The sequence below is a fragment of the Bradyrhizobium sp. T-12 genome (genome assembly GCF_058314695.1).
Genome location: NZ_CM177756.1, coordinates 33,222 through 55,800, shown reverse-complemented (window position 1 = coordinate 55,800; position 22,579 = coordinate 33,222). Strand labels below are relative to the sequence as shown.

Below are 22,579 nucleotides of genomic sequence, written 5' to 3'. Positions count from 1 at the left end.
CGTCAATTTCTCTCGTTGCGACCGGGGCTGGCAGTCAGGCCGGTCAGGTTGAACACACGCTTGGGGATGATTTCGCCATTGCCAACTTCAGCAAGCGCCAAAAGACGGCCTGCCACCGTGACATAGACTGTGCCGCTACAAGTGGGCGCATCCCGTCCGCGCAACAAAACGGCCTGACCCCGATGGAGCCTTGCCGCATCAGCCCGAGTGACGGCCAGTGCCGGGATGTCGTCCAGCGCGGTCTCAACGGGCATAAGCGCGTCCGCGAGGCTACCCTCGCCGGACGCGGCTCTATCGCACAAAGCCTCCAGCTGATCCAGCGGAATCATGTCGTTTTCGCCAAATGGGCCGACCAGGGTCCGCCTGAGCGCGCAGATATGGCCGTAAGTGCCGAGAATCCGGCCCATATCGCGGGCCAGCGCGCGGACATAGGTGCCCTTGCCGCATTCGGCCTCGAACACGGCGTGGTCGTTATCCGGTTGATCCAAAAGGGTTAAATGGTGAATCTCGACCGGGCGGGGAGCCAGCTCCACGACTTCGCCGTCGCGGGCGAGGTCATAGGCGCGCTCGCCCTGGACCTTGATCGCGGAATAGCGCGGCGGGATCTGCTCGATCACCCCGGTGAAGCGGGGCAGCAGGGCTAGGATGGCCTCCCGGGTCGGACGCTGGTCGGAGGTCGCGGTCGCCCGGCCCTCGATGTCGTCAGTGTCGCGCTCCTCACCCCAGCACACCGTAAACTGGTAGCGCTTGCGGCCGTCCATGACGAAAGGAACGGTCTTGGTGGCCTCACCGAGCGCGATCGGCAAGCCCCCCGAAGCGAGCGGATCGAGCGTGCCGGCATGTCCGGCGCGCTTGGCGTTGAACAGGCGCTTGAGCACTGCGACCGCCTGCGTCGAGGTCATGCCGATCGGCTTGTCGAGCACGACCCAGCCGTGGACGTCACGCCGGTCGCGGCGAACCTGGTTGCCCTTCTGCTGCCTGGCGCGCGGATCGTTGTTGACGCGGCGCGGCTCCTGATGCGGCTCCGAATTGCCGCCCATGTCCGCGAAATTATTGTCCGCGAAATTATTTTTCTGCACGTCGCGCTGATCGGCCTGTTCGCCGCTGATCGTGTCGTGAGCCGGGTCCATCGTCATCGTTCTTCTTCCCGATCCGTCTCCGGATCCTGTTCCAAATCCTGTTCGAGATCCTTCTGCACCGCAGGCGTTCGCAAAAGCTTCTCGATCCGTTCCGCTTCGTCGAATCGCTCGTCGACGCGGAAGCGAAGGTCGGGTGCAAATTTCAGGTTAACGCGCCGCGCGACTTCGCCGCGCAGGAACTTCTTGTTGCGTTCGAGCGCAGCGATGACGATCCCGGTGTCGCGGCCACCGAGCGGCATCACGTAGACGGTCGCGAGCTTCAGGTCGGGCGACATCCGCACCTCCGGCACGGTGATGATGTGACCTTCGAGGTCGGCATCATGCACATTGCCTTGCGCCAGAATATCGGCCATCGCGTGGCGAACCTGCTCGCCGACGCGCAACTGGCGTTGCGAGCCTCCGCCGGGTGCGGAACTCTTTTTCTGATGATGGCGTGGCATTCTCGAAAATCACCTCGTCATGCCCGCGCTCGAGCCACGGGCATTGCCATTTGTACTGTTGAAACGAAGAGGGGTGGATGGCCGGAAAAAATCCGGCCATCGCACTCCCGCAATTTCAGTTCAAAATGATCCGAACGCTTCGGTAAGATTTGGACTTACAGGGAGCGCTGGATCGTCTCCACGCGATAACACTCGATGACGTCGCCTGCGCGCATGTCGTGGTAGTTCTCGAAGGCCATGCCGCATTCCTGACCGGACTGGACTTCCTTCACTTCGTCCTTGAAGCGCTTCAGCGTCGACAGCTTGCCCTCGTGCACGACGACGTTGTCGCGGATCAGGCGCACATTGGCGCCGCGTTCCACGGTGCCGTCGGTGACGCGGCAGCCGGCAACCTTGCCGACCTTGGAGATGTTGAAGATCTCCAGGATCGAGGCGTTGCCGAGCATGGTTTCGCGCAAGGTCGGCGCGAGCAGGCCGCTCATCGCCTTCTTCACGTCGTCCACGAGATCGTAGATGATGTTGTAGTAGCGGATCTCGATGCCGTTGCGCTTGGCGGCCGCAGCGGCCTCCTTGTTGGCACGAACCGAGAAGCCGATGATCGCGGCGTTGAAGCCTTCGGCCAGCGTCACGTCGGATTCCGAGATGCCGCCGACGCCGGCATGCAGGATGCGGGCTGCGACTTCGTCGGTGCCGAGCTTCTCCAGCGAGCCGAGGATCGCTTCCAGCGAGCCCTGCACGTCGGCCTTGATGATCAGCGGGAATTCCTTGCGGCCCGCCGTCTTCAATTGCGACATCATCTGCTCGAGCGAGCCGCGCATGCCGGAGATCGAGGCAGCCGCGTTCTCGCGCTTCTGGTGCGCGCGGTAGCTCGTGACCTGACGGGCGCGGGCTTCGTTCTCGACCACGGCGAGACGATCGCCGGCTTCCGGCGGACCGTTGAAGCCGAGCACTTCGACCGGCACCGAGGGACCTGCTTCCTGCACGGTCTCGCCCTGATCAGAGATCAGCGCGCGGACGCGGCCCATCTCTGCGCCCGCGACGATGATGTCGCCGACCCGGAGCGTGCCGCGCTGGACCAGCACGGTGGCGACCGGACCACGGCCGCGATCGAGCTTGGCTTCGATCACGGTGCCTTCGGCCGGACGTTCCGAATTGGTCTTGAGGTCGAGGATGTCGGCCTGGAGCGCGATCATCTCGAGCAGCTTGTCGAGATTGGTCTTGTTCTTGGCGGACACTTCGACGTCGACGACGTCGCCGCCGAACGATTCGACCTGCACCTCGTGCTGCAGCAGCTCGGTGCGCACGCGCTCGGGCTTGGCGTCGGGCTTGTCGATCTTGTTGATGGCAACGATGATCGGCACCCGCGCCGCCTTGGCGTGGTTGATGGCTTCGACCGTCTGCGGCATCACGCCGTCATCGGCCGCAACCACCAACACGACGATGTCGGTGACCTTGGCGCCGCGGGCGCGCATCGCGGTGAACGCGGCGTGGCCGGGCGTGTCGATGAAGGTGATCTTCTTGCCGCTCTCGGGCGAGGTGACCTGATAGGCGCCGATATGCTGAGTGATGCCGCCGGCCTCGCCGGAGACCACGTTGGCGTGACGGAGCGCATCGAGCAGCGAGGTTTTGCCGTGGTCGACGTGACCCATCACGGTCACCACGGGCGAGCGCGTCTCGGTGTCGGTGGAATCGTCGGTGACGTCGAACAGTCCCTCTTCGACGTCGGACGCGGCGACGCGCTTGACGGTGTGTCCGAGCTCTTCGGCGATCAGCTGCGCGGTGTCGGCATCGATCACGTCGGTGATCTTGTGCATCGCGCCCTGCTTCATCAGCATGCGGATGACGTCGACCGCGCGCTCGGCCATGCGGTTGGCGAGCTCCTGGATGGTGATCGCTTCCGGAATGGTCACCTCGCGAATGAGCTTTTCCTTGGGCTCGTTCGAGGCGTGGCCCTTCAGGCGCTGGGTGCGGCGGCGGAACGAGGCGATCGAACGCTCGCGCACTTCGTCGGCATTGAGCGCCGTGACGACGGTGAGGCGGCCACGCTCCTTCTGCGGGCCGGGCTTGTGGGTCGGTTTGGGAGCCACCACGGGACGTGCGGCGCCGCCGGGACCACGACGGATCTGGCGCGGACCATCGTCCTCGTCGGGTCCGGCCGCGACCGCGGGCGCGCGACCCAAAGGTCCGCCAGCCGGCCGTTGCGTGCTGGTTCCGGGGCGAGCCGTCGTCGTTCCCGGGCGTGCCGTGGTCGTGGTGCCGGGACGTGAAGCGGGCGCGCCGGAACGCGGCGCAGGAGCGGCCGGGGCCGCACTTGCGGGGCGCGGAGCGGAGGGTTGCTCGCCTTCGCCAAAGCGCTTCTTGGCCTCGGTCTCGGCCTTGCGCTTGGCCTCGTCCTCGTGACGGTGGCGCTCTTCCTCGGCCTTGCGGCGGGATTCGGCGGCCTCGCGCTCGGCGCGTTCGGCGGCCTCGCGGACCGCGCGGCGCTGGGCCTCTTCCTCGGCCTGGCGGCGCTCTTCGACTTCGCGCACCTTGGCATCGGCCAGCGCGCTGGCGCGGGCGGAGCGTTCGTCCTCGGTCAGCGTGCGCAGCACCACGCCGGAGCCGGCGTTGCGCGGCGGCGCAGGGCGCGACGGAGCGGGCGCGGGTGCGGCCGGTGCGGGCTTCGCCACCTCGGCAGCCTGCGGCTCGGGCGTGCCGTCGATACGGCGCTTGCCGCGCTTCTCGACCACGACCTGCTTGCTGCGGCCATGGCTGAAGCTCTGGCGCACGGTGCCCGTTTCGACGCGCGGCTTGAGCGATAGCGTCTTGCTCGGAACGCTCAGCTTCTTGTCGCCAGGGGTCTTGGTATCAACCATTCAGCAGTCCTAATCCTGATTTATCAGTGTTGTGCGTTGCCGCACCGTCCAATCGGGTCGTCGTTGTCTCTCAGAAATCCTGGCCGTGCTTTTCGGCAGTCTTGTCATCGTCCGCCATCCGGTATCGGACCAGCATCTGGCTACGTGACAGGAATGACTTGCTCGCCGGGCCCGCGAGCAGGGCAGCATGTATCACATTTGACCGGGTCAGTGCCAAATCCAATTCTACCGATTTCAGTGCGGTGACGACGGGAATCGGCGGCTTGGAGCCGCGATTTCCGGCATTTTGACGTGCCAGCATGTCTAATTTGCGGATTCCGTCCGCGGCCCCGTCGCTGGCGTGGATCAGGACCTCGACCGTGCCTTCCCGAAGGCCGCTTTCGACCTTGCCGAAGCCGGCCACGACCTGGCCCGCCTTGGCGGCGATCCCAAGGGCTTCCGACACGCTCCGAACCAGGAGTGCCTCGATGTCGGCAGGAAGCGTCTGGGGGATGCGCAGCTCGCGCTTGAAGGCCTTGGTAAATTGGTGACGCCGCACCGCTTCCGCAACCACCCCGCGGGAGGCCGTCAGCCACATGCCGCGTCCGGGCAGCTTGCGCTTGAGATCTGGAACGACGTCGCCCTGCGGCGAAATGACGAAGCGGATCAGCTCGTCGATCGGCCGGACCTGCCGACTGACAGCGCACATCCGCATGGTCGCGGACCTTTCGGTCCGCGGTCCATTGTCGAGTTCGCTGTCCATATTGGCGAGCATCCGGGCGACATCCTCCTTCGCCTTCTAAGTCGTGTGTTTACGCAAGGCCGGTCTCCACTTTGCCGAAAACGCCTCAGGCCGGCTGATCTTCGGTCGCCTCGGCCTCTTCAGCGGGCTTGGCGAGATCGGCCTCGGTGATCCAGCCGGCCTTGACGCGGGCCTGCATGATCATCGCTTCAGCATCGTCGCGGGAGATATCGATGCCGTCGAGGGCACCCGGGAATTTGGTCTGCTCGCCGCCTTCCTTGCGCTCGGTCCAGCCGACCAGATCGTCGGTGGCGCAGCCGGCGAGGTCTTCGACCGTCTTGATGTCGTTCTCGCCGAACTTCACCAGCATCTTGGAGGTGACGCCGGGCACGTCCTTGACCGCGTCCTCGACACCGAGCTCCTTGCGCCTGGCCTCGATCTCGGCGTCCTGCTGTTCGAGATATTCGCGGGCGCGGCTCTGCAGCTCCTGCGCGGTCTCTTCGTCGAAACCCTCGATGCTAGCGAGTTCCCTGAGATCCACCATGGCCACTTCCTCGACCGCGGTGAAGCCTTCGGTCGCCAAGAGCTGGCCGACAACCTCGTCGACGTTGAGCGTTTCCATGAAGACGCGGGTGGCGTTCTCGAAGCCGGCCTGACGGCGCTCCGATTCCTCCTGCTCGGTCAGGATGTCGATATCCCAGCCGGTGAGCTGCGAGGCCAGACGCACGTTCTGGCCGCGGCGGCCGATCGCCAGCGAAAGCTGGTTGTTGGTATCGGGCACGACGACCTCGATGCGCTCGCGATCTTCGTCGATGACGACCTTGGACACTTCGGCCGGCGCCAGCGCGTTGACCACGAAGGTCGCGATGTCGGGCGACCAGGGAATGATGTCGATCTTCTCGCCCTGCAATTCATTCACCACGGCCTGCACGCGCGAGCCGCGCATGCCGACGCAGGCGCCGACCGGATCGACCGAGGAATCGCGGGAAATCACGCCGATTTTGGCGCGCGAGCCCGGATCGCGGGCCACCGCCTTGATCTCGACGATGCCGTCATAGATCTCCGGCACTTCCTGCGCGAACAGCTTTGCCATGAACTGCGGATGGGTGCGCGAGAGGAAGATCTGCGGGCCTCTCGTCTCGCGGCGGACGTCGAAGATGTAGGCGCGGACGCGGTCGCCGTTGCGGAACACTTCGCGCGGCAGCATCTCGTCGCGGCGGATGATGGCCTCGCCGCGGCCGAGATCGACAATCACGCTGCCATATTCGACGCGCTTGACGACGCCGTTGACGATGTCGCCGATGCGGTCCTTGAATTCTTGGTATTGCCGGTCGCGCTCGGCCTCGCGCACCTTCTGCACGATGACCTGCTTGGCCGATTGCGCGGCGATGCGGCCATATTCCAGCGGCGGCAGGGTGTCGGCGATGGTGTCGCCGACCTGGGCGCCGGGATTGGCGCGCTGCGCGTCCACCAGCGAGATCTGGTTGGAATGGTTTTCGACCTTCTCGACCACCAGCATGTGGCGCGACAGCCGCAGCTCGCCCTTCTTCGGGTCGATCTCGGCGTGAACGTCAGTCTCGCTGCCGTAACGTGCGCGCGCCGCCTTGGCGATGGCGTCCTCCATCGCCGCGATGACGATGCCGCGGTCGATCGATTTCTCGCGTGCAACGGCGTCGGCGATCTGGAGCAATTCAAGTCGATTGGCGCTGACTGCCATGGCTAGTCTCCTTGGTCAGGATCGATGTCGCCGCGCCGCGCGCGTTCGGCGGCAAGGCGATGTTTCTTGGTGTTGGTCGGGGCCGGTTTCTTTTTCGGCTTGGTGTTCTTGGTGATCTTCGCGCTGATCTCCGCGTGCGGCGCAGCCGGCGGCTCCAGTCCGAGATTCCTGCGCATCTGGCGCTCCTCGGCCTTGCCGCGGCGCATCGATTCCGCAATCAACTCGTCGGTCAGCACCAGCCGGGCCTCGCCGATATCCTCCATGGTCAGGAGCACCTCGGCCTCGGCGCCCGCCTTGACGTCGTCGCGACGCAGGTGCACGCGGTCGCCTTCGACGGCACCGAGCGTGCCGCGGAACCGCTTGCGTCCCTCATGTGCGACCGCCATGTCGATCTTCACCAGATGGCCGGAATAGCGCTCGAAATCGGAGCGGCGGACCAGCGGACGGTCGATCCCCGGCGAGGAGATTTCCAGCCGGTAGGCGCGATCGATGGGGTCGGCGACATCGAGCACGGGCGACAGCGCACGGGAGATCGCCTCGCAATCTTCGAGCTGCATCGAGCCGTCCGGCCGCTCGGCCATGATCTGCACGGTGCAGCCGGCCTCGCCGGAAATTCGGATCCGCACCAGGCGGTAGCCCATTCCCTCGAGCACCGGTGCTGCGACCGCGGACACCCGTGCCGCCACACCGGGCTCGACGACGAGTCTCGGCTCGGCCAGCAATTCGGCATCCGTGGAACCAGGGGTCGGTTCGGTCATGTCCAGGGTCAGGCGCTCGATGGTTAAGGCTTGGTTACGATTCCAAAGCCCGCTTCGGAACTCTCCCGACAAACGTCGGGCCGCATCTTCCGCCAAGCCGCGTTCAGGTAATAAAAAAGAGCGGGTCCTTTCGGGCCCACTCTCACTACGCGGATCGTATGAGAAGATGAATTGGCGCTGATATAGCGCTTTTGATCCCCCCGGACAAGGCCCATCGCGGGCCAGACGAGGCTTTTTACGCCCGATTCGCGCCGTCGTTCGCGCCGTCCCGGGCCTAACGCTTCTTTCACCTCGGGCGGCTAAATTCCCTGATTGTGGGGCGGCTTCGACCAAGGGCGCACCCGCGGCGTGCCCTGATCGAGTTGTTTCATGACCGTTGCCACGTCGCTCATTCCCGGACTGGACGATATCGTCAAACGCGGCGATCCGCGGCGGCGCGGCGAAATCGCGCGCGCCATCTCCGAATTGTTCTTCCAGGATTCCGCCAATCTTCGTCCCGAGCTGATCGATCTCTTCGACAACCTGCTGATCGATCTCGTCCCGCATGCGGAGCTTGCCTCGCGCGCCGACCTCGCCGAGCGCTTCTCGCACCTGAACAATGCGCCGCCGCATCTGGTCAATCAACTCGCGCGCGAAAACGAGATCATGGTGGCCGGCCCCGTGCTGCGCCGCTCGCCGGTGCTCGATGATTCCGCTCTGGTCGAGATCGCGCGGCTGAAGGGCCAGGGCCATCTGCTGGCGATGACGGAGCGCCCGGTATTGTCGGCCGAGATCACCGACGTGCTGGTCGAGCGCGGTGATCGCGACGTGGTGCGCCGCGCCGCCGGCAATGCCGGTGCGGTGTTCTCGCCGAGCAGCTATTCCGAGATGATCAAGCGCGCGTCGCAGGACGGCGTGCTGACGCTCAAGATCGGCCAGCGCAACGACCTCTCGGGTGAGCACCTGAAAGAGCTTCTCGACGGCACGCTCGACGTCATCCGCCGGCGCCTCTCCAGCGTGGTCAACCCCGCGCGCCAGGTCGAGATCAAGCGTGCGATGGCGGCGATCGAGGATGCCAAGCTGCCGCCGGGGCCGCGGCGCGATTTCTCTGCGGCCCAGCGCACGGTGCTCGCCTTGCATCGTGACGGCCATCTCGGCGAGAGCGCGCTGCTCGGCTTTGCCAAGGCGCACAAATACGAGGAATCGATCGCCTCGCTGTCGGCGATGTCCGGCGTTCGCCTCTCGGTTCTCGACCGCCTGATCGCCGGCGACCGCTACGATCCGATCCTCATCGTCGGCCGCGTGCTGAATCTGGGCTGGCCCACGGTGCGCGCGCTCATCCTGCTCTGGTACGGTCCGCAACGCACGCCGGCCGACGCCGACATCGAGGCTGCACGCGTCAACTTCACGCGCCTGATGCCGACGACCGCCGAGCGCGTCGTGAATTTCTGGCGCAACCGGCAGACGATTTGAGATTCCGAACAGTCTTCGTCATGGCCGGGACAAGCCCGGGCATGACGACAGCGGAAGTACCGCGCGAAAAGTCTACACCCGCCTGAACCGCAAATAAGCCGCCTTGCGTCCTTCGCGCGCGGCCTTGCGGCCGTAGCGCGTCATGGTGTAGCCCGCCCATGGCTGCCTGAAATCGTCGGCGCGTTCGGCAAGCCAGACGAAGTCCTGTGAACGCGCAAGGTGCGACAGCGTCCAGGCGCAGTAATCGTCGATATCGCAGACGAAGCGGAATTCGCCGCCGCTCCTGAGCACGCGCGCCATCGCGGCGATCGTCCTGTCCTGGACGAAGCGCCGTTTCCAGTGCCGCCGTTTCGGCCAGGGGTCGGGATGGATCAGGTCGATCCGCGACAGCGATGCCTTGGGCAGCCAGGCCAGCAGCTCGGCGGCATCGCCCGCGAACAGGCGGATGTTGCCGATATTGGCGGCCTCGATCTGCGCGAGGATCTTCGCCATGCCGTTGACATAGGGCTCGCAGCCGATGAGGCCGGTCGTGGGGAATTTCTGTGCCTCGGCCGCGAGATGCTCACCGCCGCCGAAGCCGATCTCGAGCCGCACATCTTCGGTCTCGGGGCCAAAGATCTCGCTTGCGTCTGCCGGCGTCTCACTTTGGATGTCGAGCGCAAGATGCGGCAGCAGGTGATCGACCAGCTCGGCCTGGTGCTGTCTGAGCTTGTGGCCCTTGCGGCGCCCAAAGAAGGCGCGCTCGCTGTCCTCGCGATCGGGGTCTGATCTGCGCTCGCTCATCGCAGCGTCTGATACAGGCGATGGAGCAGCCGCGCGCGCGGCGCGAGCGAGGAGACATAGAGCTGCTCATAATGGGTGTGCGCGCCCTTGCCGTCGACGCCGAGCCCGTCGAGCGTCGCGGTATGCGGGGCGGTGAAATTGCCGTCCGAGCCGCCGCCGGTGTGGGTGTCGATCAGCTCGAAGCCGATCTCGCCGGCGAGCGTCTTCGCATGCTCGTACAGCGAGGCGCCTGCATTGCTTTTCTCGTAAGGCGGGCGGTTGAGCTCGCCCGTGACGGTGACGGTGACGCCGTCGGTCCTCGAGGTCAGAGCGAGAATCCTGCCGACGAACTCGTCTGCGTCCTTGAGGCTCACAACGCGCAGATCGACTTCGGCATAGGCGTCTTCAGGCGTGACGTTGGGGCGCGTGCCGCCGCGCACCACGCCGACATTGACGGAGACGCCACGCGCGAGGTCGTTCATCCCTTCCAGCGCCAGGATGACGTTGGCGAGCTCGCGGACGGCGCTGCGGCCGTCTTCGGGCCGCGAGCCGGCATGCGCCGGCACGCCCTTGATGGACACGCGGAAGCGTCCGACGCCCTTGCGCCCCGTGACGATCTTGCCGCCGTCCCGCGCCGGCTCCGTCACCAGCACGTATTTGGCCTTGCGTCCTTCCCGCTCGATGAGCGCGCGCGAGGTCGGGCTGCCGATCTCCTCGTCGGAGGTGAACAGATGCGTGATGCCGAGCGGCGAGCGATCGGCTGTCGCACACAGCGCGCCAAACGCGTGATGGGCGATGTAGGCGCCGCCCTTCATGTCGTAGATGCCGGGACCGTAGGCGATGTCGCCTTCGACCTTGAACGGCAGGCGCTCGATGAATCCCATGGGATGGACGGTGTCGAGGTGGCTCAACACCAGGATGCCGGGCTGGTCCTGGCCCCAATTCGAGCGCGCCAGGAGATGATCACCGCAGCCATCGGTGCCGGCGACGCGCTCGAGCGTGACGGGCCAATCGCGATATTGCTCCGCGACCACGGAGATCAGCTCGTTGACCTGTTCAGGCGCTTCCGTCGGTGTCTCGATCTCCACCCAGCGGCGGATGCCATCGAGAATAGTTTGAGTATCGAACCAATTGGAGCCGGTCATGGGCGCATCTTTGCCTTTGAATCGCATCATCGAAGCGGACGCACGCCAAGGCGCGGCCACAAATGACGACATAGGCCAGATTTGACGCGGTCTCAATTCGCCATTGAGGCGGCGCGTCAGCGCTTGTCGGGACCTTCGCGAGCCGCAATCTGCTCGACGAGATCGACGATCGAGCGGCGCATCTTCGAATCGGTGATTCGCGTGAACGCCTTGGTCAGGGCCAGGCCTTCGGAGGTCGCGAGAAAATCCGATACGTAAGAGGGTGAGGCGCCTTCAGCGAAGCCATCCGGCCCAGGCACGCCGCTCGGACCGCCCTCGAACAGGAATGACACCGGCACCTGCAGAATCTCGGCGATCTGCTGGATGCGGCTCGCGCCGACCCGGTTGGTGCCCTTCTCGTACTTCTGAATCTGCTGGAAAGTCAGGCCCAAAGCTTCACCGAGCTTTTCCTGACTCATGCCCAACATGATGCGGCGCATACGCACGCGACTGCCGACATATTTGTCAACAGGGTTGGGCGCTTTCGACATTTCCTCAGCCCTCCAAACACCACCTTCAGCGCAATCAACCGGAGTGCCTCAGGTGCAAGCAACGTCAAATCAAACCCTGTTATTGGGAAACATTGCGGAGAAATTTAGCAATGCACCACTGTCTTTTGCAGCCGGTGCAGAATGGGGAGCCCGTGTGCAGTCTGTCAACCGTAGGACCGCGGTTGTCAAAAGTTTCCGGCTACCTCCGCGGCGACGGCGCGATCAGCCATGCCGCTTGGTGACACGTCGGCGGACCGCCAAAATCACCGCCAGCGCGACGAACATGGCCGCAGGTGCATCGCCCACCCGCGCATAGACGGTCGGCGGGATCGCCGCGGGCAGGTTTGCATCCAAAATGCCTTCGATTCCGAGACCGAGGCTCGCAACGGTACGGCCCACCGGATCGATCACTGCGGAGATGCCGGTATTGGCGGAGCGGACCAGCGGCAATCCCAGTTCGATCGCGCGCATTCGCGACTGCTCCAGATGCTGGTAGGGGCCGGTCGAGATGCCGAACCAACCGTCATTGGTGAGGTTCACGATCCAGCCCGGACGTTCGTCGCGTCCGGCCACTTCGCCGGGAAAAATGGCTTCATAACAGATCAGCGGCAGTGCGGATGGTGCACCGGGGACCGGCAGCGCGTGCCGCACGGTGCCGGGAATGAAGCCGCCGCGCACACGCGTCAGTTGCTCGAAGCCGAGCTTCTCCATCAGCCCCTGGTAGGGCAGAAATTCTCCAAACGGCACCAGATGCAACTTGTCGTACACGGCCAGCACGCTGCCGTCGTGATCGATCACGTAGATCGAATTATAGGCACGGGTGATCGGCGTGCCTCGCGGCAGATCGGGCGCGCGGACCGAGCCCGTGATCAGCACGGTGCCTTTCGGCAGGAGGTCGGCGATTTGCGCCATCGCGTCGGCTTCGCGGGTCAGGAAGAACGGAAAGGCGGATTCCGGCCAGATCAGGATGGTGGCATCGCGTACGCCCGTCGATTGCGGGCCGGAGGCGCGGTCTGACAGCGCCAAATATTTCTTCATCACCTCGGGCTTGGCGGCGTAGTTGAATTTCGCGTCCTGCTGGAGGTTCGGCTGCATCAGGCGCAGCTTGGCGCCTGACACCATCGTGGTCGGGTGCAGCGACAGGCGGATCGCGCCGAAGATGCTCATGACAATCAAGAGCGCAATGGCCGCCGCCGGCACGCGCCATGGCAGGCGGCGATCGGGCGTGCGGTCGATCAGCGTCGCGGGGCTCGCGAAGATCGCAACCGTCAGGAACGTCATGCCCCAAAGGCCGACCAGCGAGGCCGTCTGCGCCAGCGGCAGCGGCTCGGACAGCGCGTAGCCGAACGCGTTCCAGGGGAAGCCGGTCAGCGCGTGGCCGCGCAACCATTCGCTCAACGTGAGGCTTGCCGCGAGCGCAAGTACGCGCGTGGCGTTCTTGGTCCAGAGCAGGCGCGCCAGCGCGAAGCCGATGGCCGTGAAGAGGGAGAGATAGGCCGGCAGGCCGAGCACGGCGAACGGCGTTAGCCAGGCGAACACATCGGCGTCGACGAAGAAGGCGTAGCCGATCCAGTAGAGCCCGGGCACGAAATAGCCGAGCCCGAACCAGTAGCCGGTCAGCGCGGCAGCGGGAACGCCGCTATATCGGCCGGCGCCGGCGCCGTCGATCAGCCAGACCAGTACGGGAAATGTGATGAACAGGATGGGAAAGACATTGAATGGCGCCAGCGCCAGCACCGACAGCGCGCCGCACGCCATGGCGATGATGGCGCGCTTCCATCCCCAGGCGAGGATGGTGGCAAGCGCGATCTGTCGAAGTCGCTGAAACGGACTCACTGTTGGCTGGTCCCGTCGCTCGGCGGCGGGCTGGGCGTATCGTTGGCCGGCGGCTGGCCGCTATCCGGCGCGGCCTCGCGGCGGCTTCTCTCGCGCTGGGTCCGCGGCGCGGGACGCTCTTTCCGCGTCGAGATGCGCAGCCGCTTGACGCGGCGCGGATCGGCATCGAGCACCTCGACCTCGTAAGTGCCGGGGCCCGAGATCACCTCGCCGCGCACCGGCAGGCGCCCGACGAAGCTGACGAGATAGCCGCCCAGCGTCTCCACCTCCTCGCCGGCTTCGCCGGTGACGAAATCCTCGCCGATCACCGTGCGGACGTCGTCGAGGCTGGCGCGGGCGTCGGCGATGAAGGCGTTGTCGGGCAGGCGCACGATCGACGGCGGCTCGTCGCTGTCGTGCTCGTCGTCGATCTCGCCGACGATCTGCTCGACGATGTCCTCGAGCGAAACCAGCCCGTCGCTGCCGCCATATTCGTCGACCACCAGCGCGAGGTGAATGCGCGTGGCCTGCATCTGCGCGAGCAGGTCGATCGCCCGCATCGACGGCGGCACGTAGAGCAGCTTGCGGATGATCCGTGCGTCCTCGAGCGGCAGCGCGAGATCGACGGCGCGCAGGTCGAGCCCGGCCGGCAACGGTTTCTTGCGTTTGGTCTTGGTGGCCTCCGACACGCGGGCACGCGCGGTCATGAAGGCGAGCAGGTCGCGGATGTGGACGATGCCGACGGGATCGTCGAGCGTCTCGTTATAGACCATGAGGCGCGAATGGCCGGCGCTCTCGAAGCGGTCCATCAATTCGCCGAGCGGGATGTCGCGCTTCACCGCGACGACGTCGGCGCGATGCACCATGACGTCGGCGATGCGCCGCTCGTGCAGGCCAAGGATGTTGCGCAGCATGGTGCGCTCGACCGCCGAGAAGCCGGAATCGCCGGGCGTCGTCGCATCGAGCACGACCTGGAGGTCGTCGCGCACCGATCCCGCCTTCCAGCCGAACAGCGTGCGGATGGCGCGCAACAGCCAGCCGTCGGCGGTCGGGCGCATCACCTCGCCTTGCGTCACCACGGCCGGCAGATTGGCCGTGTTGCGCGGGTTGTCCTGGATAGGGTCGGAGTCAGGCATCTCAGTGCGTCCCTGCGCGGTCTGCATAGGGATCGGGAATTCCAAGGTGAGCCAGGATCTGCGTCTCCAGCGCTTCCATCTCCTCGGCGTCGCCGTCGTTCTCGTGATCGTAGCCGATCAGGTGCAGGAAACCATGCACCGCGAGATGGCTCAAATGGTGGTCGAACGGCTTTTGTTCCTCGTCCGCCTCGCGCCGCATGGTCTCGTAGGCGATCGCGATATCGCCGAGCATGCGCGGCGCGTCACCCGGCTTCCACTCACCCTCAGGCTGAAGTGCGGGAAACGACAGCACGTTGGTCGGCTTGTCGATGCCCCGCCAATTGCTGTTGAGGGTGCGGATGCCGGCATCATCGGTCAGCATCACGGCCACTTCGGCGTCGGCAACGTCGTCGTCGACGCTCTCGGCGGCAGCCGCCACCGCGCGCTGGATCACGGCTTCGGAATCGGGCTCGCGCTGCCAGCAATCGGCGACGACGAGGACTTCGGTCATGGGAAGGTTGGGATGGGACATTGTGTTGTCTGGGACGAACAGGCGCCGTGTCCGCGCCCTCCGGGGTCCAGCTGTTGCCTCGTCAGGATTGGCCGGTGGCCGGCCGCTGCGGCGAACCTTCGTAGGCGGCAACGATCCGCGCCACGAGTTCGTGGCGGATCACGTCCTCGGCTTTGAAATGAACTTGGGCAATGCCCTCGACGCCACCCAGGAGCCGGGTCGCTTCGGCGAGGCCCGAGGTCTGGCCGTTCGGCAGGTCGATCTGCGAGGGATCGCCCGTCACGATCATGCGGCTGTTCTCGCCCAGACGGGTCAGGAACATCTTCATCTGCATCGAGGTGGTGTTCTGCGCCTCGTCCAGGATGATGGCGGCGTTGGTGAGGGTGCGGCCGCGCATGAAGGCGAGCGGCGCGATCTCGATCTCGCCGGTCTGCAGCGCGCGCTCGACGATGCGCGCATCCATGAGGTCGTAGAGCGCGTCGTAGATCGGGCGAAGATAAGGATCGACCTTCTCGCGGAGATCGCCGGGCAGGAAGCCGAGCCGCTCGCCGGCTTCCACCGCCGGGCGCGACAGGATGATCTTGTCGACCTCCTTGCGCTCGAACAGCTGCGCGGCATGGGCGACCGCGAGCCAGGTCTTGCCGGTGCCGGCCGGGCCGATGCCGAAAACCAGCTCGTGGCGCTTCAGCGCGCGGATGTAGGAGTCCTGCGCGGCGGTGCGCGCGCGCACCGGGCGCTTGCGCAGGTTGATGCTGTCGAACGCCGATTTGGTCGATTTGGCATCGAACTCGAACAGCGAGCCCTGGGCGATCACGGCGCGGATCGCGCCTTCGACCTCGCCCTGGTCGAGATCCTGTCCCTTCACGGCTTGCGCGTAGAGCATCTCGAGCACGCGGCGAGCGGCGTCGCAGCCGTCGCGCGTGCCGCCGATTGTGATGTGGTTGCCCTTGGAATCGACGACCACGCCAAGCCGCCGCTCGACCTGGGCCAAATGCTGGCCGTAGGGGCCAACCAGGGCCGAAGCGGCGCGATTGTCGTCGAAGTCGATGACGACCTGGGTCTCGGGCGGAACTTGCATGTCGCGGTCAAATTTGCGGGGAGCGAACGAAGACGAATCCGATGCGCTTTTGGGCAAGGGTTCAGGCTCCAGTGGCTTGCGATAAAACGGGCTCGCGCGCGCCACGCGGCATCGCGAGCTCGCCGAGAAAGCTGTAGCGCTCGAGGCTGTCGATTCTGACAGGCAGGATCTGCCCGATGATGTCGGGCGAGGCCATCACGTGAGCGGGCTGAAGGAATGCGGTGCGGCCGACGATCTGGCCGTCTTTGCGCGCCGGGCGTTCGAACAGCACGTCGACCGTTGAGCCAATCGCAGCCTTGTTGAAGGCCGATTGCTGGCTGTCGATCAGTTCCTGGAGCCGCTCCAATCGCTGGTCCATCTCGGCGGGGGATACCGTCTCCTGCATATCCGCGGCCGGCGTTCCCGGCCGGGCGGAGTATTTGAACGAATACGCCGCAGCGTAGCCGATTTGCGTGACAAGCGCGAGGGTGGCGAGAAAATCTTGCTCGCTCTCGCCGGGGAAGCCGACGATAAAATCTGATGAAAAAGCAATGTCTTGGCGCGCGGAGCGGAAACGGTCGATGACCCGCCGGTAATCATCGGCGGTATGTTTGCGGTTCATGGCCGCCAGAATGCGGTCCGAGCCCGACTGCACCGGCAGGTGCACGAACGGCATCAGGGCACCGAGATCGCGATGGGCTGCGATCAGGCTGTCGTCGACGTCGCGGGGATGGCTGGTCGAATAGCGCAGCCGCGCGATGCCGGGGATCGTCGCCAGATGTTCGAGCAATCGGCCGAGCGGCCAGGTTTTTCCGTCGGGCCCCTCGCCGTGATAGGCGTTGACGTTCTGCCCGATCAGCGTGAGCTCGCGTACGCCGTTGTCGGCCAGCCGCTTCACGTCGTCGACGATCTTCGCGACGGGGCGCGAGACTTCCGAACCCCGCGTGTACGGCACGACGCAGAACGTACAAAACTTGTCGCAGCCCTCCTGAACCGTGACGAACGCGGAAATGCCGCGCGCGCGGATCGCGTCGGGTTTTGGCTGGGCCAGGAAGCCGAACTTGTCCTGCGCCGGGAATTCGGTCTCGATCGCGCGGCCTTCGTTGCCGGCGCGCTTCAGGAGCTCCGGCAGATGATGATAGCTCTGCGGTCCCACCACGACATCCACGGCAGGCGCGCGGCGCACGATCTCCTCGCCCTCGGCCTGCGCCACGCAGCCGGCAACGGCGATCTGCATCGCGCGTCCCCCGCGCGCGGCCTCGTCCTTGGCGACGCGCAGCCGGCCGAGCTCGGAATAGACCTTCTCGGAGGCCTTCTCGCGGATATGGCAGGTGTTGAGGATGACGAGGTCGGCCTCCTCGGCGTTCGCCGTCTCCACGAATCCCTCCGGAGCCAGCGTGTCCACCATGCGCTGGGCATCGTAGACGTTCATCTGGCAGCCATATGATTTGATGTGCAGCTTGCGCGGCGGCGTCATGGAACCCGAAAATGGCGGTGGAGGACGGCCTTCAAATAGAGGCTGGAGCGGCGAAAAGCCAGCGAATGGAGCCGCTGACCGTCATTGCGGGAACCCGCAAAGCGGACGAGCCCGGAATTTCGCGCCAAAACCTCTGGATTCCGGGCTCACGCGCATCGCGCGTGCCCCGGAATGACGAAAAAGACGAAATCAGCCAGTTAAGACCTTTGCTCCAGCCTTCCGGACCAGCTCCGGCAGTTGCAGCATGTCGTCGAACGTCAATCCGGCCCCGGCGGCGTGCAGCCTTTCGGAATGGCCCGGCGGGCAGTGGCTGCCGCCGTGAAAGCCCAGCACGGTCATCCCGGCCGCGCGCGCGCCCGTGACCCCGGGGACGCTGTCCTCGATCACCAGGCACCGCTCCGGGGCGACATTCATCTGCTTGGCGGCAAACAGGAACAGGTCGGGCGCGGGCTTGCCGCGTGCGACCTGGCTCGCCGAAAAGATGTGCGGCGCGAGCAGGTCATGCAGCCCGGCACAGGTCAGGCCATGAAGGATCTTCTCCGGCGTCCCGCTGGACGCAACGCATTTGGGCAGATCGATCGCGGCGATCGCTGCGGCGACATGGGTGATCGGCTGCAGGTCGCTGGCGTAGAATTTCAGCGTGGCGGCATTGATCTGCTGCTCCAGATCATCGGGCAGGCTGCGGCCGATTTCCTGCTCCACCATCCGCCGCGCGTCTTTCTCGGACACGCCGAGGAAACGGACCAGCACTTGCTCGGAGCTGATCGGATAGCCGTGCCGCGTCAGCACGTCGGCATGGGCGCGGCAGGAGATCACCTCGCTGTCCACGAGCACGCCGTCGCAATCGAAGATGATGAGGTCGACGGGCACTTAGTTGGTAGGCTTGTCGTCGTCGAGCGGGACGCAATAGAGTTCGAGCCGGTGGTCGACCAGCTTGTAGCCGAGCTTGCGGGCGATCTCCGCCTGCAGCTTCTCGATCTCTTCCGAAGTGAACTCGATCACCTTGCCGTCGCGCAGATTGATGAGGTGATCGTGATGGCTGTCGCGCATCGTCTCGTAGCGCGCGCGGCCTTCGCGGAAATCGTGGCGCTCGATGATGCCGGCGTCCTCGAACAGCTTGACGGTGCGATACACGGTCGAGATCGAGATCTTGTCGTCGACGGCGACGCAGCGCCGGTACAGTTCTTCGACATCGGGGTGATCGATCGCCTCCGCAAGCACGCGGGCGATGACACGACGCTGCTCGGTCATGCGCATGCCGGTAGCGGCACAGCGCGCCTCGATGCCGGACGCCTTGGATGCGGAAGAAGGTTTCAGAGCGGTCATTGTTTGTCTGCCTGGCGGGGGCGCTTTCTGCCACCAATGTTACGACAAGTCACGTCGCATCAGAAGGGCGTTCAATTGTTCCCCGTTCGGCTGCTTATAGTAGCGTTCGCGGCGCCCGACCACCACGAATCCGCACCCGGCGTAGAGCCGCCCCGCCGGCTGGTTGTTTTCCTCGACCTCCAGAAATATTCTGCGCACGCCGCGCCCGGCGAGGTGGCCGAGATGGGTCATCAGCAGCATGCGGGAGAGGCCGCGGCCGCGATAGGCCTCGTCCACCGCGATCGAGAGGATTTCCGCTTCGTCCGCACCGATCCTGGATACCGCGAAGCCGATCGTCTTGCGGCCGAGGCGCAAGCGGTGCACCAGCGTGTTGCGCTCACTGAGCATCGTCTCGAATTCGCCTTCGCCCCAGCCATGTGCGAAGGAGGCGCCGTGCATCTGCGCCAGCCGCGCGGCGTCGCGCGCGGAGGCTGGCTCGACGGCGGCGGTGCCGCCGCGCCACCACTGCGACAGCCATCTCATCATGAGGTTGCGGCTTGTGCTGCGAGCGGCGGAGTTGCGGCCGGCTTGGCGTCGGGTGCCTTCAGGTAGAACGGCCGCGCCGGATTTGTCTCGGGATCGGCCGCCGCGCCGAGCCATGCGACCCAGCCGATATCGGGTGCTGCTTGCGCGTCGACCGCGACCGGCTGCTCGCCATCTTTCGGCCAGCGCTCGGCGAGGATATTTGCGGCATTGCCGACCAGATGCGGCGCGCCGAATTGCGAGGCCGCGATCGCCTCGTCGATCGGCGCGACGCGCGGCCGGACCAATTGACTTCCGTCGCCGGCGACGATCTGGAAATAGACGTGGTCGTGCCGCGCGTCGATCGCGGAGATCACCGGTGCCGATTTGCTCTGGCCGACGATTGTGGCGGCATAGGCCGACAGGGTGGTGAGGCCGATCGCCGGGCGCCCGGCCGCAAGCGCCAGGCCGCGCGCCGCCGAAATGCCGACGCGCAGGCCGGTGAAACTGCCGGGGCCGACGGTGACCGCGATGCGGTCGAGCGAGGTGAAGGCGAGACTGGCCGACTGCATGACGCGCGCAATCATCGGCATCAGGGCCTCGGCATGACCGCGCTTCATCAGAAGCTGCTCTTGCGCAAGCAGCTCGGCCGTTTCGGTGTCGAGCACGGCCACGGAGCAGGCGTCGAGCGCAGTATCGATGGCGAGGATCAGCATGGAAAAGCGAATGGCGAGTGGCGAATAGCGAGTAGTCTAGCCGATCGGAATGCCATTCGCCATTCGCTACTCGCCATTCGCTGACCGATCACATCGGCCGGACTTCGACCACGTCGGGCACGAAGTGCTTGAGCAGGTTCTGGATGCCGTGCTGCAGCGTCGCGGTCGATGACGGGCAGCCGGAGCAGGCACCCTTCATGTTGAGATAGACGATGCCGTCCTTGAAGCCGCGGAAGGTGATGTCGCCGCCGTCATTGGCGACCGCCGGCCGCACGCGGGTCTCGATCAGATCCTTGATCATGTCGACCGTCTCGGCATCGGCCTCGTCGAAGAACTCGTCCTCGTCGTCGAGATCGGCATCATCGGCAGCCGCGCCGTCGGCGAGCAGCGGCGCGCCGGACATGTAGTGCTCCATGATGGCGCCGAGGATCGCGGGCTTGAGCCGCTGCCATTCACCGCTCGCCTTGGTCACGGTGATGAAATCCGATCCATAGAACACGCCGGTGACGCCGGGCACCTCGAACAGCTTTTCGGCCAGCGGGGAGCGCGTAGCGGCTTCGCGGCTCGAAAATTCCATGGGGTTGCCGTCGGTCACGACGCGGCCGGGAATGAACTTCAGCGTGGCGGGATTGGGGGTGGCTTCGGTTTGAATGAACATGGTTTTCTCCAGACGTCGCCGGTTCAAGGCCGGCGCGTTGCCCTATTCCCTAGCAGATGGCGACGGGGAACGCACGATCAAGGGGAAACGAGGTCGTTTCGTTGTTATTTCAGTGGGTTAGGGTGCCGAAATTTCCGCGGCGTCGTGGCCGAGCTTGACGAGCAAACACCTGGCCGCATCCCAGTAGGGGTACCTAAGACAGCGAGTCCACGCTTTCGTCGCTGAGCGCGCCGGAAATGATGGTCACGGGAATCGGGAACGTCCCCACCGCATGCGCGAGCAGCGCGACCAATGGTCCCGGCCCTTCCGCGCCGGGATTGGCGGCGAGCACCAGCATGGCGATGTCGGGGTCCTCGTCGATCACGGCGAGCAATTGTTCCATCGGCACGCCCTCCCGGATCACCCGCTCCGGGGTGATCGCGGCGATGCCGTTGGCGCGGCCCGCGGCGCGGTCGAGCGCGGCTTCGGCGGCTTCCTGCGCCTCGGCGCGCATGATGTCGGCGACCCCCAGCCATTCCTGGCTCTGCTGCTCGGGCTCGATGATGCGCAGCATCACCACGCCGCCGCCGGCACGGATCGCCCAGCGGCTGGCATAATAGACCGCGCGATCCCATTCGGCGGTGTCATCGACGATGACGAGGCATTTGGGCTTGTGACCCGGCTCGTAGCAAAGTCGTTTGCTGGTCATGCCTATCCCGGAATGTGCAGGGACGGCATGCTGCCACACTCCCGCAAGCTTGGGGAGGGGAGAAGCGAGTCGGCGCTTCTAGCGCCGACCGTCTTCAGCGCGGGCGGATGAAGCCGACGATGTCCTTGGAGAGTTTCATCGTCTCGTCGGCAATCGCGCGGGCCCGGTCGGAGCCGTCGTTCAGGATCGCGTCGATATGGCCGGGGTCGGCGACGAGGCGCTTCATCTCGCCGGCGATCGGCGCGAGCTTGGTCACGCACAGCTCCGCCAGCGCGTTCTTGAAGCTGGAGAACTGGCCGGCGCCGAATTCACGCAGCACGTCGGCCTTGGCGCGGCCGGAGAGCGCGGCGAAGATGCCGACCAGATTGTCGGCTTCGGGGCGCGCTTCCAGGCCCTTTTCTTCCGTCGGCAGCGGCTCCGGATCGGTCTTCGCCTTGCGGATCTTCTGCGCGATGGTGTCGGCATCGTCGGTCAGATTGATGCGCGAATTGTCCGACGCGTCGGACTTCGACATCTTCTTGGTGCCGTCGCGCAGGCTCATCACGCGCGTCGCAGGGCCGGTGATCAGCGGCTCCGGCAGCGGGAAGAACAGACCGTCATTGGCGCCCTGCGCGCGGATGGAATCGCCGAAGTCGTTGTTGAACTTCTGCGCGATGTCGCGCGAGAGTTCCAGATGCTGCTTCTGGTCCTCGCCGACCGGCACGTGCGTGGCGCGGTACAGCAGGATGTCGGCGGCCATCAGCACGGGATAGTCGAACAGCCCGACCGAGGCGTTCTCGCGGTCCTTGCCGGCCTTCTCCTTGAACTGGGTCATGCGGCCGAGCCAGCCCATGCGCGCGACGCAATTGAAGATCCAGGCGAGCTCGGCATGGCCCGAGACCTGGCTCTGGTTGAACACGATGTGCTTCTTGGGATCGATGCCGGCGGCGATGAACGCCGCGGTGACCTCGCGGGTGTTGCGCGTGAGCTCGGCCGGTCCGCCCCAGACGTCGATGCCCTGCGTGATCGCGTGCATGTCGACGACGCAATAGATGCAATTGTGGGTTTCCTGCATCTTCACGAAGTTGACGATCGCGCCGAGATAATTGCCGAGGTGCAGATTGCCCGTGGGCTGGACGCCCGAAAAGACCCGTTCAACGAATGGCATGGTCAGCTTTCCCATAGGTATTCGGCCGTCGTTTCCAACAGCGGCGCTG

Annotated in this window: 22 protein-coding genes; 1 reads left to right on the top strand and 21 read right to left on the bottom strand. The window is 65.3% G+C overall.

Features of this window, described 5'->3' with window-relative positions:
* Positions 1–2: 2 nt before the first annotated feature.
* From truB to rimP, 6 genes are all read right to left on the bottom strand, one after another.
* The gene (truB, locus tag AC0WRY_RS00250) at positions 3–1,136 is read right to left on the bottom strand and encodes a tRNA pseudouridine(55) synthase TruB (RefSeq protein ID WP_194405142.1); all 1,134 of its coding nucleotides are present in this window, start codon (positions 1,134–1,136) and stop codon (positions 3–5) included.
* Positions 1,133–1,579, bottom strand: coding sequence for a 30S ribosome-binding factor RbfA (rbfA, locus tag AC0WRY_RS00245; protein WP_194405141.1), 447 nt, complete (start codon positions 1,577–1,579; stop codon positions 1,133–1,135). Before rbfA ends, truB begins: the two co-directional genes overlap by 4 nt.
* A 155-nt stretch (positions 1,580–1,734) precedes the next feature.
* On the bottom strand, positions 1,735–4,434 hold the full coding sequence (gene infB / locus AC0WRY_RS00240; protein ID WP_194405140.1) for a translation initiation factor IF-2: 2,700 nt from the start codon (positions 4,432–4,434) through the stop codon (positions 1,735–1,737).
* Positions 4,435–4,504: 70 nt separating this feature from the next.
* Positions 4,505–5,188: an RNA-binding protein gene (locus AC0WRY_RS00235; protein WP_194405139.1), complete on the bottom strand. Its 684-nt coding sequence runs from the start codon at positions 5,186–5,188 to the stop codon at positions 4,505–4,507.
* A gap of 73 nt (positions 5,189–5,261) precedes the next feature.
* A complete protein-coding gene (gene nusA, locus AC0WRY_RS00230; protein WP_194405138.1) occupies positions 5,262–6,872 on the bottom strand; it encodes a transcription termination factor NusA in 1,611 nt (536 codons plus the stop codon).
* Between the two features lie 2 nt (positions 6,873–6,874).
* The gene (gene rimP, locus AC0WRY_RS00225; protein WP_194405137.1) at positions 6,875–7,630 is read right to left on the bottom strand and encodes a ribosome maturation factor RimP; all 756 of its coding nucleotides are present in this window, start codon (positions 7,628–7,630) and stop codon (positions 6,875–6,877) included.
* 369 nt (positions 7,631–7,999) lie between these two features.
* Between rimP and AC0WRY_RS00220 the strand changes: the two genes are divergently transcribed.
* Positions 8,000–9,082, top strand: coding sequence for a DUF2336 domain-containing protein (locus AC0WRY_RS00220; RefSeq protein ID WP_212064895.1), 1,083 nt, complete (start codon positions 8,000–8,002; stop codon positions 9,080–9,082).
* A 72-nt stretch (positions 9,083–9,154) separates the two neighbouring features.
* On the opposite strand, the gene trmB is transcribed toward AC0WRY_RS00220, so the two are convergent.
* From trmB to trpS, 15 genes are all read right to left on the bottom strand, one after another.
* Positions 9,155–9,865: a tRNA (guanosine(46)-N7)-methyltransferase TrmB gene (gene trmB / locus AC0WRY_RS00215; protein ID WP_194405135.1), complete on the bottom strand. Its 711-nt coding sequence runs from the start codon at positions 9,863–9,865 to the stop codon at positions 9,155–9,157.
* Positions 9,862–11,019, bottom strand: a complete 1,158-nt coding sequence (locus tag AC0WRY_RS00210; protein ID WP_194405134.1) for a M20 family metallopeptidase — start codon at positions 11,017–11,019, stop codon at positions 9,862–9,864. Before AC0WRY_RS00210 ends, trmB begins: the two co-directional genes overlap by 4 nt.
* A gap of 86 nt (positions 11,020–11,105) precedes the next feature.
* Positions 11,106–11,519, bottom strand: a complete 414-nt coding sequence (locus tag AC0WRY_RS00205) for a helix-turn-helix domain-containing protein (RefSeq protein WP_028139513.1) — start codon at positions 11,517–11,519, stop codon at positions 11,106–11,108.
* A 222-nt stretch (positions 11,520–11,741) separates the two neighbouring features.
* The gene (gene lnt, locus AC0WRY_RS00200; protein ID WP_491122528.1) at positions 11,742–13,355 is read right to left on the bottom strand and encodes an apolipoprotein N-acyltransferase; all 1,614 of its coding nucleotides are present in this window, start codon (positions 13,353–13,355) and stop codon (positions 11,742–11,744) included.
* Positions 13,352–14,470 (bottom strand): hemolysin family protein, encoded by a 1,119-nt coding sequence (locus tag AC0WRY_RS00195; RefSeq protein ID WP_491122527.1) that lies wholly within the window; start codon positions 14,468–14,470, stop codon positions 13,352–13,354. The genes lnt and AC0WRY_RS00195 overlap by 4 nt, the downstream gene beginning before the upstream one ends.
* A gap of 1 nt (position 14,471) precedes the next feature.
* Entirely contained in the window at positions 14,472–14,981 is a 510-nt protein-coding gene (gene ybeY, locus AC0WRY_RS00190) for an rRNA maturation RNase YbeY (protein ID WP_211415326.1), read from the bottom strand.
* Positions 14,982–15,042: 61 nt separating this feature from the next.
* Positions 15,043–16,038: a PhoH family protein gene (locus AC0WRY_RS00185; RefSeq protein WP_194405130.1), complete on the bottom strand. Its 996-nt coding sequence runs from the start codon at positions 16,036–16,038 to the stop codon at positions 15,043–15,045.
* 61 nt (positions 16,039–16,099) lie between these two features.
* On the bottom strand, positions 16,100–17,494 hold the full coding sequence (gene miaB / locus AC0WRY_RS00180; RefSeq protein WP_491122526.1) for a tRNA (N6-isopentenyl adenosine(37)-C2)-methylthiotransferase MiaB: 1,395 nt from the start codon (positions 17,492–17,494) through the stop codon (positions 16,100–16,102).
* Positions 17,495–17,683: 189 nt separating this feature from the next.
* Positions 17,684–18,364 carry an HAD family hydrolase gene (locus AC0WRY_RS00175; RefSeq protein WP_491122525.1) on the bottom strand — a complete coding sequence of 227 codons (681 nt, stop codon included), beginning with the start codon at positions 18,362–18,364 and terminating at the stop codon, positions 17,684–17,686.
* Positions 18,365–18,820 carry a Fur family transcriptional regulator gene (locus AC0WRY_RS00170; protein ID WP_028133658.1) on the bottom strand — a complete coding sequence of 152 codons (456 nt, stop codon included), beginning with the start codon at positions 18,818–18,820 and terminating at the stop codon, positions 18,365–18,367.
* Between the two features lie 39 nt (positions 18,821–18,859).
* Positions 18,860–19,345, bottom strand: a complete 486-nt coding sequence (rimI, locus tag AC0WRY_RS00165; protein WP_194405127.1) for a ribosomal protein S18-alanine N-acetyltransferase — start codon at positions 19,343–19,345, stop codon at positions 18,860–18,862.
* Positions 19,342–20,037: a tRNA (adenosine(37)-N6)-threonylcarbamoyltransferase complex dimerization subunit type 1 TsaB gene (gene tsaB / locus AC0WRY_RS00160; protein WP_194405126.1), complete on the bottom strand. Its 696-nt coding sequence runs from the start codon at positions 20,035–20,037 to the stop codon at positions 19,342–19,344. Before tsaB ends, rimI begins: the two co-directional genes overlap by 4 nt.
* An 88-nt stretch (positions 20,038–20,125) precedes the next feature.
* A complete protein-coding gene (locus AC0WRY_RS00155) occupies positions 20,126–20,695 on the bottom strand; it encodes a NifU family protein (RefSeq protein ID WP_491122524.1) in 570 nt (189 codons plus the stop codon).
* 193 nt (positions 20,696–20,888) lie between these two features.
* Positions 20,889–21,383: a universal stress protein gene (locus tag AC0WRY_RS00150; RefSeq protein ID WP_194405124.1), complete on the bottom strand. Its 495-nt coding sequence runs from the start codon at positions 21,381–21,383 to the stop codon at positions 20,889–20,891.
* A 94-nt stretch (positions 21,384–21,477) separates the two neighbouring features.
* Complete coding sequence (gene trpS / locus AC0WRY_RS00145) at positions 21,478–22,530, bottom strand: tryptophan--tRNA ligase (RefSeq protein ID WP_194405123.1); 1,053 nt, start codon at positions 22,528–22,530, stop codon at positions 21,478–21,480.
* Positions 22,531–22,579 lie beyond the last annotated feature (49 nt).